The 15,225-nt window shown below is 72.5% G+C and carries 12 protein-coding genes and 1 pseudogene; 8 read left to right on the top strand and 5 right to left on the bottom strand.

Annotated elements, in window-relative coordinates:
* Nucleotides 1-138: 138 nt before the first annotated feature.
* Nucleotides 139-480, bottom strand: a pseudogene (locus GFH48_RS25395) (sodium:solute symporter family transporter); the annotation flags it as partial.
* A 339-nt stretch (nucleotides 481-819) separates the two neighbouring features.
* Here GFH48_RS25395 and GFH48_RS25390 point away from each other — a divergent pair.
* Together GFH48_RS25390 and GFH48_RS25385 are read left to right on the top strand one after the other, a co-directional pair.
* A complete protein-coding gene (locus GFH48_RS25390) occupies nucleotides 820-2,394 on the top strand; it encodes a PucR family transcriptional regulator (protein WP_153290456.1) in 1,575 nt (524 codons plus the stop codon).
* 139 nt (nucleotides 2,395-2,533) lie between these two features.
* Complete coding sequence (locus GFH48_RS25385) at nucleotides 2,534-3,322, top strand: phosphatase (protein WP_153290455.1); 789 nt, start codon at nucleotides 2,534-2,536, stop codon at nucleotides 3,320-3,322.
* A gap of 75 nt (nucleotides 3,323-3,397) precedes the next feature.
* Here the strand turns inward: GFH48_RS25385 and GFH48_RS25380 are convergent, their stop codons facing one another.
* The 4 genes from GFH48_RS25380 to GFH48_RS25365 form a co-directional block, all read right to left on the bottom strand.
* A complete protein-coding gene (locus tag GFH48_RS25380; protein WP_153290454.1) occupies nucleotides 3,398-4,369 on the bottom strand; it encodes a cation diffusion facilitator family transporter in 972 nt (323 codons plus the stop codon).
* A 42-nt stretch (nucleotides 4,370-4,411) separates the two neighbouring features.
* Nucleotides 4,412-5,299: an acyl-CoA thioesterase II gene (gene tesB, locus GFH48_RS25375; RefSeq protein ID WP_153290453.1), complete on the bottom strand. Its 888-nt coding sequence runs from the start codon at nucleotides 5,297-5,299 to the stop codon at nucleotides 4,412-4,414.
* 46 nt (nucleotides 5,300-5,345) lie between these two features.
* The gene (locus tag GFH48_RS25370) at nucleotides 5,346-6,503 is read right to left on the bottom strand and encodes an acyl-CoA dehydrogenase family protein (RefSeq protein WP_153293102.1); all 1,158 of its coding nucleotides are present in this window, start codon (nucleotides 6,501-6,503) and stop codon (nucleotides 5,346-5,348) included.
* Nucleotides 6,504-6,661: 158 nt separating this feature from the next.
* On the bottom strand, nucleotides 6,662-7,258 hold the full coding sequence (locus tag GFH48_RS25365; protein ID WP_153290452.1) for an SACE_7040 family transcriptional regulator: 597 nt from the start codon (nucleotides 7,256-7,258) through the stop codon (nucleotides 6,662-6,664).
* A gap of 99 nt (nucleotides 7,259-7,357) precedes the next feature.
* Here GFH48_RS25365 and GFH48_RS25360 point away from each other — a divergent pair, with 99 nt between their 5' ends.
* The 6 genes from GFH48_RS25360 to GFH48_RS25335 all read left to right on the top strand — a co-directional run bounded on the left by GFH48_RS25360 (nucleotide 7,358) and on the right by GFH48_RS25335 (nucleotide 15,209).
* Nucleotides 7,358-8,974, top strand: a complete 1,617-nt coding sequence (locus GFH48_RS25360; RefSeq protein WP_153290451.1) for a carboxyl transferase domain-containing protein — start codon at nucleotides 7,358-7,360, stop codon at nucleotides 8,972-8,974.
* A gap of 13 nt (nucleotides 8,975-8,987) precedes the next feature.
* Nucleotides 8,988-10,916, top strand: coding sequence for an acetyl-CoA carboxylase biotin carboxylase subunit (locus GFH48_RS25355; RefSeq protein WP_153290450.1), 1,929 nt, complete (start codon nucleotides 8,988-8,990; stop codon nucleotides 10,914-10,916).
* Nucleotides 10,913-11,878 carry a hydroxymethylglutaryl-CoA lyase gene (locus GFH48_RS25350; RefSeq protein WP_153290449.1) on the top strand — a complete coding sequence of 322 codons (966 nt, stop codon included), beginning with the start codon at nucleotides 10,913-10,915 and terminating at the stop codon, nucleotides 11,876-11,878. Before GFH48_RS25355 ends, GFH48_RS25350 begins: the two co-directional genes overlap by 4 nt.
* 11 nt (nucleotides 11,879-11,889) lie before the next feature.
* A complete protein-coding gene (locus GFH48_RS25345) occupies nucleotides 11,890-13,050 on the top strand; it encodes an acyl-CoA dehydrogenase family protein (RefSeq protein WP_153293101.1) in 1,161 nt (386 codons plus the stop codon).
* Between the two features lie 208 nt (nucleotides 13,051-13,258).
* Nucleotides 13,259-14,314 (top strand): ABC transporter substrate-binding protein, encoded by a 1,056-nt coding sequence (locus GFH48_RS25340; RefSeq protein ID WP_153290448.1) that lies wholly within the window; start codon nucleotides 13,259-13,261, stop codon nucleotides 14,312-14,314.
* Nucleotides 14,315-14,354: 40 nt separating this feature from the next.
* Nucleotides 14,355-15,209, top strand: a complete 855-nt coding sequence (locus GFH48_RS25335; RefSeq protein WP_153290447.1) for a siderophore-interacting protein — start codon at nucleotides 14,355-14,357, stop codon at nucleotides 15,207-15,209.
* The last annotated feature ends 16 nt before the right edge of the window (nucleotides 15,210-15,225 follow it).

Genomic DNA, 15,225 nt, shown 5'->3' with positions numbered 1-15,225 from the left:
CCCGCGGCCGAACACGCTCCCCGCTCCCCCGGGGCCAGGGGAAGCGGGGCCCGGGGCCGCACCCGGAGAATCGTTCACGCCGTCGTACTCGCCGCCTCCGCCCAAGGCGCCCGCGCCGGCACCCCGCGCCCCGGCGGAGGCGGCGAGCGCCGCGGCGAGCACCAGCCCGCGCACGCCGACCGGGAGTTCGTCCTTGACGACAGCCGCGAAGGCCGCGTCGGCGCTGGGCAGCTGGGGGTCCATGACCTTGGCCGCGGTGCCGATGACGGCGCCCGCGACGGCGTACACCAGGCAGTAGGTGCCGGCGACCGTGCCGCCCCACCTCGCCGTGGTGTCGCTGCGGGCGGTGAACACGCGCTGCCGGATGTCCTGGCCGATGAGCGTGCCGAACGTGTGGATGAGCACGTAGGTGAAGACCGTCTCGCCGCCGATGCCCAGCGGGTCGAAGTACTCGGTGGGCAGCTTGGCCTTCATCTCGCTGGGGCGCGGCGCATGCCCCACCAGCCCATGGCCAGCATGCCGGGCGGACAGACGACGATCACTGTGTGGTCGACGGCCATGCGGGGCCCTCCTTCGCGCACTCTCGGTGGCGTGTCGTGCAGATGCGGACGGGGACGCGGCCGGGGCGAGCGCGGTCCGGCCGGGAAGACCGGCGGCGGATCCGCGAGCGGATTCCCGCCCGGTCGGTGCGGCAGCGGATCGCGGGGACATACGCCCGTGCCCGCGGCTGCCGACGGCACGACCCTAGGTGGCCGGAAGGCGACTCTGAAGTGTACTTTTCATCCACTGTCGCTGAACCGGATGGAGGGAATGTCCACCATGCCGGACGCATCCGCCTCGCCAGTCCCACCGACCTCGCCCGCGCCTCCGGCTCCACCGGTCCCGCACGCGCTGCCGGTCCCGCCCACTCCGCCGGTCCCGCTGAGCGCGCTGCTGGCCCGCGAGGACCTGGCCCTGCGCCGTATCGCGGGCCCCTGCGATCCGGACACGGTGATCCACTGGGCGCACGCCTCGGAGATGGCGGACCCGTACCCCTATCTGCTGGGCGGCGAGCTGCTGCTGACCGCGGGCGTGCACGTCCCGGAGGAGCCGGGCCCGTCCGGGGACACCCCCGGACGGGCGGAGACACCGCTCGCTGACTACTTCGACGGCTATGTCTCCCGCATCGTCGCGGCGGGCGGCGCGGCGCTGGGCTTCGGCGTGGCGCCGGTGCACGACACGGTTCCGCGCGCGCTGGTCGAGGCCTGCGACGCCCGCGGCCTCCCGCTGATCGAGGTCCCGCCCGAGACGACCTTCTCGGGGGTGGCCCGCGCGGTCTGGCAGCTGATGGCCCGGGCCCGCCTGGCGGAGCTGCGCCGGGTCACGGAGGGCCAGCAGAGTCTGGCCGCGGCGGCGGCCCGCCCCGACCCGGTGCCGGCGGTGCTGCGCCGGCTGGCCCAGCGGGTCTCCGGCCGGGCGGTGCTGTACGGGCCGGAGGGGGCGGAGCTGGCGGGTGCCGGACGGACCCCGGAGACACCCGCCGCACGGGCCCTCGCCGGGCTGGCGGCCGTGGTGCGCCCCGGACAGACCCAGGGCCCGACCCCCTCCTCCGCCAGCGACACCGTCCAGGGCACCCACCTCGCGGCCTACGCCCTCGGCGGCGGGCAGGGCTTCGTCCTCGGCGTGGCCGCGCCGCGCCGCGACCCCGGGGACCACACCATCGCCTCCATCGCGGCCGTGCTGCTCTCCCTGCTCACCGGCGAGCAGCAGAGCGGCAGCGGCGCGGCACGCTCGGCGGCGCTCGTCCGGCTGCTGCTCGGGGCCGCGCCGGAGACGGTCGCGCCCCTGCTGGGCGGGGAACGCTGGACCGTCGTGCACGCCCGGCCCACGGCGGACGGTCCCGCTCCGGACGCCGTCGCGGCCTCCGCGCTGGGGACGGCGCTGGGCTCGGCGCTCATCGACGCGGGCGGCGACGTGGTGCGCGTCCTCGTACCCGGCGACCTCGAACCGGCCCCCCAGCAGGGCTGGACCTGCGGGATCAGCGCGCCCGTCGGCCCGCACGAGTGGGCGCTCGCCGACACCCAGGCCGCCCGGGCGCTGGCCCGCGCGCGGGCGACCCGGACGGCGCTGGTACGCCACGCCGAGCGTCCCGCGCTCGCCGACCTCGTCCCCCCGGCCGACGCGGACGCCCACGCCCGCGCCCTGCTCGCGCCCATCGCCGCGACCCCGGCCCTCGCCGAGACCCTGCGCACCTGGCTCTCCCTGCACGGCAGTTGGGACCGCACGGCGGTGGCCCTCGCCGTCCACCGCAACACCGTGCGCCAACGGGTGGCGCGCTGCGCGACGTTGCTGGGGACCGATCTCGACGACGCCGACGTGCGCATGGAGTTGTGGTTCGCGCTGCGGGAGCGGTGAGCGTGCGCCGGGGGTGTCGTGGCGAGCGATGACCAGGCGGCGCACCACCCCGCGCCCGCGCTCCCCCGTTCCGAGTGACGCGCGTCCCAGGGCTCGGGACAGGCGTTCCCCGGACGGGACGCCCCGGCACAATGGGGGCATGCCAATATCCGGGACCCCCAACCGCACCGAGCTCGTCGACCACCTCGTACGGACGCGTATCGCGGGCGACGTCGCCACGCCCCGCGAGAACAACCTCTCCCACTACCGCAAGCTCGCGAACGGCGACCGCAACTTCTGGCTCGGCCTGGAGCTCGGTGACCGCTGGACCGACGAGCAGGACGTCCTCGCGGTGATGGCGGAGCGGTGCGGTGTGAACGACGACCCGGAGTACCGGTACGGGCAGGACACCATCGACCCCGAGCTGACGGTCGACGCCCTGGACCGGATGGCGGCGCGGCTGCGCAAGGCGGCCGCCGCGAAGGAGCGCGTGCTGTTCGCGACCGGTCACCCGGGCGGCCTGCTCGACGTGCACCGCGCGACCGCCGCCGCGCTGCGTGCCGCGGGCTGCGAGATCGTCGTCATCCCCGACGGGCTTCAGACGGACGAGGGGTACGTCTTCCAGTTCGCGGACGTCGCGGTGCTCGAACACGGTGCCACCCTCTGGCACACCCACTCGGGCGAGCCGATGCGGGCGATCCTCACCGGGCTGGAGCGTGAGGGCCGCCCGCTGCCCGGTCTGGTCGTCGCCGACCACGGCTGGGCCGGCTGCGCGGGCCAGCTCGGCGTCGACTCCATGGGCTACGCCGACTGCAACGACCCGGCCCTCTTCCTCGCCGAGTCCGAGGGCACCGTCCAGGTGACGATCCCTCTCGACGACCACGTGACGAGTCCCCGGCACTACGACCCGATGACGGCGTATCTCCTCGGCGCGGCGGGCCTCGTCTGACCCCACCGCGCCGGGGGGGGACGCGCCGCGTCCGACGCCGCGCGCCGTTCCGTCCGGGGACCGCGGGGCCGGCCGTCAGGGCCAGGGGTTCAGCCCCTCGGCCCGGCGTCGGGCGTGTCCCGGGGTCGGGTCCAGGTAGACGCGGCTCACCGCCGGGAACGCCTCCCGCAGTCGCTGTTCGGCCTGTTCGCAGGCCCACTCGATCTGGGCGGCGGTCGACATGTCGCGGAAGTCGACCTTGGCGGCGACGAGTGCCTCGCGCGGTCCCTGGACCAGGGTCGTCAGTTCCAGTACGGCCTCCACGTGCTCCACCGCGAGCAGTTCGGCCCTGATGCCGTCCCGGACGGCCTTCGGCAGCGGACGCCCGATGAGCAGTTCCGCGTTGGAACGGCCGAGGACCCAGGCGACGTACAGCAGCAGGAGGCCGATGCAGAGGGACGCGACGGCGTCCCAGACGCCGGAGCCGGTGAGCTGCCCGCCGAGCAGACCGCCCGCGGCGAGGACGAGGCCGACCAGCGCGGCCGAGTCCTCCAGGACCACGGCCTTCACGGCGGTGTCCGGGGTGTGGCGGAGGTAGCGCTTGAAGGGCGCCCCGATCCGTGCCGCCTCACCGCGTGCCTGCCGTACGCCGGTGCGCAGGGAGTAGCCCTCCAGGAGGAAGGCGACCGCGAGCACGACGTAGGAGACGAGGGGGTCGCCCAGTTCCTCGCCCGCGACGAGGGTGTGCACCCCGTCGTAGATCGAGAACACCGCGCCGCCGACGAAGGTCGCGACCGCCGCGAGCATCGCCCAGATGTAGCGCTCGGGCCCGTATCCGAGGGGGTGTTCCTCGTCGGCCGGTTTCGCGCTGCGCTTGAGCGCGGTGAGCAGCAGTACCTCGGTGACCGTGTCGGCCACCGAGTGCGCGGCCTCGGACAGCATCGCGCTCGATCCGCTGATGACGCCCGCGACCGCCTTGGCCACCGCGATCCCCAGATTGGCGAGGGCGGCGACGATCACCGTGACCGTGCTCTCGCCCGCCCCGTCGTCCCGTGCAGCTTCAGTCATGCCCCAGTCCTACCGGGGATCGGGCCTCGCCGGGGAGCGGTACTACTGGTGCCGCGGGATCCGGACCACGCCCTCCTGGATCACCGAGATGGCCAGCCGGCCGTCCTGGGTGTAGATCCGGGCCTGGCCGAGACCGCGGCCGCCGGACGCGGACGGGGACTCCTGGTCGTACAGCAGCCATTCGTCTGCGCGGAAGGGCCGGTGGAACCACATCGCGTGGTCCAGGGAGGCCCCGACGACGTCACCGGTCACCCATCCGCCGCGCCCGTGCGCGAGCAGGATGGAGTCGAGGAGCGTCATGTCGGAGACGTACGTGGCGAGGACGACGTGCAGCAGCGGTTCGTCGACGGCGCCGTCGAGTTTGCCGTTGGTGCGGAACCACACCTGGGAGTGCGGTTCACGGGGCTCGCCCACGGTGCCGTAGGGCGGCGGGTCGACGTAGCGCAGGTCGACCGACTCACGCGCCTCCAGCAGGCGTTCCACGACGACGGGGTCCTTGAGGACGTCGGCGTACCGCGGCATCAGCTCGGCGGCCGTGGGCAGCGTCTCGGGATCGGGCGCGGGCGGCATCGGGGCCTGGTGCTCCATGCCCTCCTCGTACGCCTGGAAGGACGCGGAGAGGTGGAAGATCGGCTGCCCGTGCTGGACGGCGACCACCCGGCGGGTGGTGAAGGAGCGGCCGTCGCGGATGCGGTCCACCGAGTACACGATGGGCGCGCCGGGGTCCCCCGCACGCAGGAAGTAGGCGTGCAGGGAGTGGGCGAAGCGGTCCTCGGGAACCGTGCGCCCCGCCGCGACGAGCGCCTGCGCGGCGACCTGCCCGCCGAAGACCCGGGGGACGACGGCGGAGCGGGACCGGCCGCGGAAGATGTCCTGCTCGATCCGCTCCAGGTCGAGCAGATCGAGCAGGGACTGCAGTGCCTGACTCATGCTGTCAGTTGTACCGCGCGGTTGTTTCCGGTGATCCTTCGCGGGCCTACAGGCCCATGTCCTTCGCGATGATCGACTTCATGATCTCGCTGGTGCCGCCGTAGATGCGGTTGACGCGGTTGTCCGCGTACAGGCGGGCTATCGGGTACTCGTTCATGAAGCCGTAGCCGCCGTGCAGCTGGAGGCAGCGGTCGATGACGCGGTGCGCGACCTCGGTGCAGAAGAGCTTGGCGCTGGCGGCCTCGGCCGGCGTCAGCTCGCCCTTGTCGAGGGCTTCCAGGGCGCGGTCGGCGACGGCCTGCGCGGCGTCCACCTCGGCCTGGCAGGCGGCCAGCTCGAACTTGGTGTTCTGGAAGTGCGAGACCGGCTTGCCGAAGACGGTGCGCTCCTGGACGTACTCCTTGGCGAACCGGACGGCCGCCGCGGCCTGCGCGTACGCGCCGAAGGCGATGCCCCAGCGCTCGGAGGGCAGGTTGCCGCCGAGGTAGTAGAAGCCCTTGTTCTCCTCGCCGAGCAGGTCCTCGACGGGCACCTTCACGTCGACGAACGCCAGCTCGGCGGTGTCGGAGGTCTTCAGACCGAGCTTGTCGAGCTTGCGGCCGACGGAGTAGCCCTCGGACTTGGTGTCCACGGCGAACAGGGAGATGCCGAAGCGGCGGTCCTCGGCCGTGGGCGCGGAGGTGCGGGCGCAGACGATGACCCGGTCGGCGTGGACGCCGCCGGTGATGAAGGTCTTGGCGCCGTTGAGGACGTAGTGCGTGCCGTCCTCCGAGAGCTTCGCGGTGGTCTTCATGCCCGCGAGGTCGGATCCGGTGCCCGGCTCGGTCATCGCCAGGGCCCACATCTCCTCACCGGAGACGAACTTCGGCAGCCACTTCTTCTTCTGCTCGTCGTTGGCGAGCATCTTGATGTAGGGCAGGCCGAGCAGGACGTGCACGCCGGAGCCGCCGAAGGACACGCCCGCGCGGGCGGTCTCCTCGTACATCACGGCCTCGAACTTGTACGAGTCGATGCCGGCGCCGCCGAACTCCTCGTCGACACGGATGCCGAAGACGCCGAGCTCGGCGAGCTTGTAGTAGAAGTCGCGCGGCGCCTGGCCCGCGGCGAACCACTCGTCGTAGACGGGAACGACCTCGGCCTCGATGAAGGCCCGCAGGGTCTCCCGGAACGCCTCGTGGTCCTCGTTGAACACCGTACGGCGCACCGCCGCCTCCTCCGCCTGGTTACCTGCACGCATGTCTAAGCGCTTGCTCAGACCTCAGGTTACCCGCCGGTCACGACGGCCGTCCAGAGCCATCGGCCCCCCTCGGCCCATGACGCTCGTCACGCCGGCACCCGGTCGGCCGCGCCCGGCCGCCCGGCTCACTCCGCCCCGGCCGCCGCCTCGAACGCCCCCAGGGCCATCCGGTGCAGCAGGGCCGCCGTCACCCCGCGCCCCGGCAGCACCCCGGGCCGCCCCAGGTGGGGCGTCGAGTTCAGCAGGCCGAACACCGAGTGCACCGCCGAGCGGGTGGTGGGTTCGGTGAGGGCCGGATACACCTCCCGCACGACCTCCACCCACAGCTCGACGTACTGCCGCTGGAGCTGCCGCACCAGCTTGCGGTCGCTGTCCCGCAGGCGGTCCAGTTCGCGGTCGTGCAGGGTGATCAGGGGCCGGTCGTCCAGAGCGAAGTCGATGTGCCCCTCGATGAGCGAGTCGAGCAGCGCCTGAGGGCCGCCACCGGCCTCCGCCACCCGGCGCTTGCCCCCCGTGAGCAGCTGACCGCTGATGCCGACCAGCAGCTCGGCGAGCATCGCGTCCTTGCCCGGGAAGTGCCGGTAGAGACCGGGGCCGCTGATGCCCACGGCCGCCCCTATCTCGTCCACGCCGACCCCGTGGAAACCGCGCTCGGCGAAGAGCCGGGCGGCCTCCTTGAGGATCTGCTCGCGTCGGGTGGGGGCGTCGGTTCTCGTGGCCATGAAAGCAATTCTAGACAGGAAGGTTAGCGGTCGTTAACCTGGACGACATGCGTTAACGCTCATTAACTGGTGGACCACTGGGCGAGGGGACCGCAGGACATGCACGAAGCACCGGAGCTGACGAGCGCGGCCGATCCCGCGTCGGAGGCCTGGCGGGCCAACGAGGCGGCTCATCACGCCCTCGGCGAGGAGCTGCGCGCCAAGCTCGCCGAGGCGCGGCTCGGCGGCGGCGAGCGGGCCAGACAGCGCCACACCGCACGCGGCAAGCTGCTGCCGCGCGAGCGGGTGGACCAGTTGCTGGACCCGGGATCACCGTTCCTCGAACTGGCGCCCCTGGCGGCGCACGGGATGTACGACGGACAGGCACCGGCGGCCGGGGTGATCGCCGGAATCGGCCGGGTCAGCGGCCGCGAGTGCGTGATCGTCGCCAACGACGCCACCGTCAAGGGCGGCACGTACTACCCGATGACGGTCAAGAAGCACCTGCGGGCGCAGGAGGTGGCGCTGGAGAACCGCCTCCCCTGCGTCTATCTCGTGGACTCCGGCGGAGCCTTCCTGCCCATGCAGGACGAGGTGTTCCCCGACCGCGAGCACTTCGGGCGGATCTTCTACAACCAGGCGCGGATGTCCGGAGCGGGCATCCCGCAGATCGCCGCCGTCCTCGGCTCGTGCACGGCCGGCGGCGCGTACGTCCCGGCGATGAGCGACGAGGCCGTGATCGTGCGCAATCAGGGCACGATCTTCCTCGGCGGCCCGCCCCTGGTGAAGGCCGCCACCGGCGAGGTCGTCACGGCCGAGGAGCTGGGCGGCGGCGAGGTCCACGCACGCGTGTCGGGCGTCACGGACCACCTCGCGGAGGACGACGCGCACGCGCTGCGCATCGTCCGGAACATCGCGGCCACCCTCCCCGCGCGCGGGGCCCTGCCCTGGGAGGTCGCACCGGCCTCGGAACCCAAGGTGGACCCGTACGGCATCTACGGCGCCGTGCCGGTCGACTCCCGCACCCCCTACGACGTGCGCGAGGTCATCGCGCGCGTGGTCGACGGTTCGCGCTTCGCCGAGTTCAAGGCGGAGTTCGGGCAGACCCTGGTCACCGGATTCGCCCGCATCCACGGACACCCGGTCGGCATCGTCGCCAACAACGGCATCCTCTTCTCGGAGTCCGCCCAGAAGGGCGCCCACTTCATCGAGCTGTGCGACCAGCGCGGCATCCCGCTGGTCTTCCTGCAGAACATCTCGGGCTTCATGGTCGGCCGCCAGTACGAGGCCGGCGGCATCGCCAAGCACGGCGCCAAGATGGTGACGGCGGTGGCCTGCACCCGTGTGCCGAAGCTGACCGTCGTGATCGGCGGGTCGTACGGCGCGGGCAACTACTCGATGTGCGGCCGGGCGTACTCGCCGCGCTTCCTGTGGATGTGGCCCGGCGCCAAGATCTCCGTGATGGGCGGCGAGCAGGCCGCCTCCGTCCTCGCGACCGTCAAGCGCGACCAGCTGGAGGCGCGCGGGGAGTCCTGGCCCGCCGAGGACGAGGACGCCTTCAAGGCCCCGATCCGCGCCCAGTACGAGCAGCAGGGCAGCGCCTACTACGCGACGGCCCGCCTGTGGGACGACGGCGTGATCGACCCGCTGGAGACCCGGCAGGTGCTGGGCCTCGCCCTGACCGCGTGCGCCAACGCGCCCCTGGGTGATCCCCAGTTCGGCGTCTTCCGGATGTGAGGGACCTCTGATCATGTTCGACACCGTTCTTGTGGCCAACCGCGGCGAGATCGCCGTCCGGGTCATCCGCACCCTGCGGTCCCTGGGCGTCCGCTCGGTCGCCGTCTTCTCCGACGCGGACGCCGACGCCCGGCACGTCCGCGAGGCGGACACGGCGGTACGGATCGGCCCGGCGCCGGCCGCCGAGAGCTATCTGTCGGTGGCCGCCCTCCTGGAGGCGGCGGCGCGGACCGGGGCGCGGGCCGTGCACCCGGGGTACGGGTTCCTCGCGGAGAACGCCTCGTTCGCGCGTGCCTGTGCCGAGGCCGGCCTCGTCTTCATCGGTCCGCCCGCCGACGCGATCGCGCTCATGGGCGACAAGATCCGCGCCAAGGAGACGGTCCGGGCGGCGGGCGTTCCCGTCGTCCCGGGCTCGTCCGGCAGCGGTCTCACCGACGCCCAACTGGCCGACGCGGCACGGGAGATCGGCATGCCCGTCCTGCTGAAGCCGAGCGCGGGCGGCGGCGGCAAGGGCATGCGGCTGGTGCGCGACGCCGCGGACCTGGCCGACGAGATCGCCGCCGCCCGGCGCGAGGCCCGCGCCTCCTTCGGCGACGACACCCTCCTCGTCGAGCGCTGGGTCGACCGCCCCCGTCACATCGAGATCCAGGTCCTGGCGGACGGCCACGGGAACGTGGTGCACCTGGGCGAGCGCGAGTGCTCCCTCCAGCGCCGGCACCAGAAGATCATCGAGGAGGCGCCCAGCGTGTTCCTCGACGCCGCGACCCGTGCCTCCATGGGCGAGGCGGCGGTCCAGGCGGCCCGCTCCTGCGGGTACGAGGGTGCGGGCACCGTCGAGTTCATCGTGCCCGGCTCCGACCCGTCCTCGTACTACTTCATGGAGATGAACACCCGCCTCCAGGTGGAGCACCCGGTCACCGAACTGGTCACGGGAATCGACCTGGTGGAGTGGCAGCTCCGGGTCGCCGCGGGCGAGCGGCTGCCCCACGAGCAGAAGGACATCACGCTCACCGGACACGCCGTCGAGGCGCGCGTCTGCGCGGAGGACCCCTCCCGCGGTTTCCTCCCGTCCGGCGGCACGGTGCTCTCCCTGCGCGAGCCGCGGGGCGACGGGGTGCGCACCGACTCGGGGCTGAGCGAGGGCACCGAGGTCGGCAGCCTGTACGACCCGATGCTGTCCAAGGTCATCGCGTACGGCCCGGACCGCGCGACCGCGCTGCGGAAACTGCGCGCGGCCCTCGCGGAGACGGTCACGCTCGGCGTCCAGACCAACGCGGGGTTCCTGCGCCGGCTGCTGGCCCATCCGGCGGTGGTGGCGGGCGAACTCGACACCGGCCTGGTGGAGCGCGAGGCGGACGGTCTGGTCCCCGGTGACGTACCGGAGGAGGTGTACGAGGCGGCGGCCGCCGTACGGCTCGACGCGCTGAGGCCCCGGGGCGCGGGCTGGAGCGACCCGTTCTCGGTGCCGAACGGCTGGCGGCTGGGCGGCACGCCCGCGCCCGTGGGCTTCCACCTGCGGGTGCACGACCCCGTGGACCACGTCCCGCGCGGTACCCACACGGTCACCGCCGACCAGGTCTCGGTGACCCTCGACGGCGTACGCCACACCTTCCACCGGGCCGGCGACTGGCTCGGCCGCGACGGCGACGCCTGGCACGTGCGCGACCACGACCCGGTGGCCGCGTCCCTGACCGGTGCGGCGCACTCCGGCGCCGACTCACTGACCGCGCCCATGCCCGGCACGGTGACCGTCGTCAAGGTCGCCGTCGGGGACGAGGTGACCGCGGGCCAGAGCCTGCTGGTGGTCGAGGCGATGAAGATGGAGCACGTCATCTCCGCCCCGCACGCGGGGACGGTCAGCGAACTGGACGTCACCCCGGGCACGACGGTCGCCATGGATCAGATCCTGGCCGTGATCACCCCGTACGAGGAGACGCCATGAGCACCCCGGAACTCGGCCTCCCGATGGTCGTACCCGCCCAGGGCCTGCCCGCCCGGGTGCGGATCCACGAGGTCGGCGCGCGCGACGGACTGCAGAACGAGAAGGCCACCGTGCCGACAGAGGTCAAGGCCGAGTTCATCCGGCGCCTCGCCGGCGCGGGCCTGACCACCATCGAGGCCACCAGCTTCGTCCACCCCAGGTGGGTTCCCCAACTGGCGGACTCGGAGCAGCTGTTCCCCCTGGTCAGCGACCTCGGGGGGGACGGCGGCGCGCCGGGTGTGCGGCTCCCGGTCCTCGTGCCGAACGAACGCGGTCTCGACCGGGCCCTCGCCCTCGGCGCCCGCCATGTCGCCGTCTTCGCCAGCGCGACGGAGTCCTTCGCGAAGGCCAACCTCAACCGGACCGTGGACGAGTCGCTGGCCATGTTCGAGCCGGTGGTGTCCCGGGCCAGGGCGGACCGGGCGCACGTCCGCGGCTACGTCTCGATGTGCTTCGGCGATCCCTGGGAGGGCGCCGTCCCCGTCCACCAGGTCGTACGGGTGTGCAAGGCCCTGCTCGACATGGGCTGCGACGAGCTGAGCCTGGGCGACACGATCGGCGTGGCGACGCCGGGCCACGTCCAGAACCTGCTGGCCGAGCTGAACGAGGAGGGCGTGCCGACCGACGTGCTCGGTGTGCACTTCCACGACACCTACGGCCAGGCGCTCGCCAACACCCTGGCGAGCCTGCAGCACGGGGTGACGACCGTCGACGCGTCCGCGGGCGGCCTCGGCGGCTGCCCCTACGCGAAGTCCGCGACCGGCAACCTCGCCACCGAAGATCTCGTATGGATGCTCCAGGGCCTCGGTGTCGACACCGGGGTCGACCTCGGCCGCCTCACCGCCACCAGCGTGTGGATGGCCGGACAACTGGGCCGACCCAGTCCGTCCCGCACCGTCAAAGCCCTCTCCCACCAGGAGTGAATCCCATGTCCCTGGACCACCGCCTCTCCCCCGAACTCGAGGAACTGCGCCGTACCGTCGAGGAGTTCGCGCACGACGTGGTGGCACCGAAGATCGGTGACTTCTACGAGCGGCACGAGTTCCCGTACGAGATCGTGCGAGAGATGGGCCGCATGGGCCTGTTCGGCCTGCCCTTCCCCGAGGAGTACGGCGGCATGGGCGGCGACTACCTCGCGCTCGGCGTCGCCCTGGAGGAACTCGCGCGCGTGGACTCCTCGGTGGCCATCACCCTGGAGGCCGGCGTCTCGCTCGGCGCGATGCCCATCCACCTCTTCGGCACCGCCGAGCAGAAGGCCGAGTGGCTCCCCCGTCTGTGCTCGGGCGAGATCCTGGGCGCCTTCGGTCTGACCGAGCCGGACGGCGGCTCGGACGCGGGCGCGACCCGGACGACGGCCCGGCTCGACCCGGACACGGACGAGTGGGTGATCAACGGCAGCAAGTGCTTCATCACCAACTCGGGCACGGACATCACGGGCCTGGTGACGGTCACCGCGGTCACCGGCCGCAAGCCCGACGGCAAGCCGCTGATCTCCGCGATCATCGTCCCCTCCGGCACCCCCGGCTTCACGGTCGCGGCGCCCTACTCGAAGGTCGGCTGGAACGCCTCGGACACCCGTGAGCTGTCCTTCGCCGACGTCCGCGTCCCGGCCGCGAACCTGCTGGGCGAGGAGGGCCGCGGGTACGCGCAGTTCCTGCGCATCCTGGACGAGGGCCGTGTCGCCATCTCGGCCCTGGCCACGGGACTGGCCCAGGGCTGTGTGGACGAGTCCGTGAAGTACGCCAAGGAGCGGCACGCGTTCGGCCGGAACATCGGCGCGTACCAGGCCATCCAGTTCAAGATCGCGGACATGGAGACGAGGGCCCACATGGCCCGCGTGGGCTGGCGCGACGCCGCCTCGCGACTGGTCGCCGGCGAGCCCTTCAAGAAGGAGGCGGCGATCGCGAAGCTCTACTCCTCCACGGTCGCCGTGGACAACGCCCGCGACGCCACCCAGATCCACGGCGGCTACGGCTTCATGAACGAGTACCCGGTGGCCCGCATGTGGCGCGACTCCAAGATCCTGGAGATCGGCGAGGGCACGAGCGAGGTGCAGCGGATGCTGATCGCGCGGGAGTTGGGCCTCACGGGCTGAGCCGGCGCACCGGCGGCGGGGGTCCGCACGAGACGGACCCCCGGCCGGCACGGACCCCCCGGCCGGGACGCGCCCTGTCCGCAGTGCCCGCGCGGGTCGTGCGGGCGCTGCGGGGCACCCCGGCCCTGGACAAGCACTGAGGTTAGGCTAACCTACCTTCGAACTTGTCCGGCGGGCGCTCCGCCCCGTGCCGAAAGCAGTCACTCTCATGTCCAACGCCCGTGCCACCCACCTCTCCCGCCGCGGCATTCTCGCCGCCGGCGGCGCCCTCGGCCTCGGTGCCGTCCTCGCCGCCTGTGGTGACGACGACGCGAAAAGCGGTGGCTCGGACTCGACGAAGGCCGCCGACGCCAAGTCCAAGTCCGGCCCCTGGACGTTCAAGGACGACCGCGGCACCACCGTGAAGCTCGACCGGACACCGGCGAACATCGTCGCCTTCACCGGTGTCGCCGCCGCCCTGTTCGACTACGGCATCGAGGTCAAGGGCGTCTTCGGCCCGACCACGACCAAGGACGGCAAGGCCGATGTCCAGGCCGGCGACATGGACGTCACCAAGCTGACCGTGCTCGGCAACGAGTGGGGCCAGTTCAACATCGAGAAGTACGCGGCCCTCGCGCCCGACGTGCTGATCTCCACGATGTTCGACGCCGCGGGCACCCTCTGGTACGTCCCCGAGGAGTCGAAGGACAAGATCCTCAAGCTCGCGCCGAGCGTCGGAGTCTCCGTCTACGACCGCCAGATGCCGCAGTCCCTGGAGCGCATGTACGCGCTGGCCGAGTCGCTCGGCGCGGACACCGAGTCCGCCGCGATCGCCGAGGCGAAGAAGAAGTTCGAGACGGCCGCCGAGCGCCTGCGCAAGGCCGCCAAGGCCCGCCCGGAGATCAAGGTCCTGGCCGGCTCCGCGAGCCAGGACATCTTCTACGTCTCCGGCTCCAACCTCTCCATCGACCTGGAGTACTTCAAGGCGCTCGGCGTGAACATCGTCGAGCCCTCGGCCAAGGCCCTGAAGGCAAGCGGCGGCTGGTTCGAGAACCTGAGCTGGGAGAACGTCGACAAGTACCCGGCCGACATCATCATCATGGACGACCGCACCGCGACCATCCAGCCGGCCGACATCACCGAGGCCACCTGGAAGAAGCTGCCCGCCGTCAAGGCCGGCCAGGTCATCGCCCGCACGCCCGAGGCGATCCTGTCGTACGACAAGTGCACCCCGATCATCGAGCGCCTCGCCGAGGCCATCGAGAAGGCCAAGAAGGTCGCCTGACACCCCGCCGCGACACCCTGACCACCACTCAGGAGCACCGATGACGACGGCCGTGGCCGCCCCGTTCCGTTTCTTCTCCCTCCAGGTCGTACGGACGAGGCGGCTCGGCCCGTCGCTGGTCCGGGTCTCCTTCGCGGGCCCCGACCTGGACGCCTTCGCCTCCGACGGCCGGGACCAGAGCCTCTCGCTCTTCCTGCCGCACCCCGGCCAGGCCGAACCGGCCGTCCCCTTCGAAAGGGGCGACGGATGGTGGGAGGGCTGGCGCGAACTCCCCGAGGACGTGCGGGCGGTGATGCGCTCGTACACGCTGCGGGCGCTGCGCCGCGACGCCCGGGGCCGTACGACCGGGATCGACATCGACTTCGTGCTGCACGGGGTCGAGCCCGGCGCCGAGGTCCCGGCCGGTCCGGCGTCCCGGTGGGCCTCCCGGGCGGCGGCGGGTGACCGCGTCGTCCTGCTCGGCCCGGCCGTCGAGGACAACCGGGCGATCCGCTTCCGGCCGCCGGCCGACGCCGATCTGATCGTGCTGTGGGCGGACGAGACCGCGCTGCCGGCCGCGTCCGCCATCCTGGAGTCGCTGCCGGCCGGCAGCCGGGTCCGGGCCTGGCTGGAGGTCCAGCACGGCGAGGACGTCCAGGACCTGTCCCTCGCCGCCGACGCGGAGATCACCTGGCTCGTGCGCGACAGCGGCTCCCCCATGGCCGCCGACGCGGTACGGGCCGCCCGGATGCCGTCCGCCGAGCGGCCGTACGCCTGGATCGCGGGCGAGTCCGGGTGCGTCAAGGAGATGCGCCGTCACCTCGTGCGCGAGCGCGGGATCGACCGCAGGCGCGTCACCTTCGTGGGCTACTGGCGACGCGGGCTGACGGAGGAACAGCTGCGCGAGGAGGAGTAGCGGCGCGCACCGGTGA

The organism is Streptomyces fagopyri (assembly GCF_009498275.1).
Classification (GTDB): Bacteria; Actinomycetota; Actinomycetes; order Streptomycetales; family Streptomycetaceae; genus Streptomyces; species Streptomyces fagopyri.
This window is presented reverse-complemented; position numbering and strand designations above follow the sequence as displayed.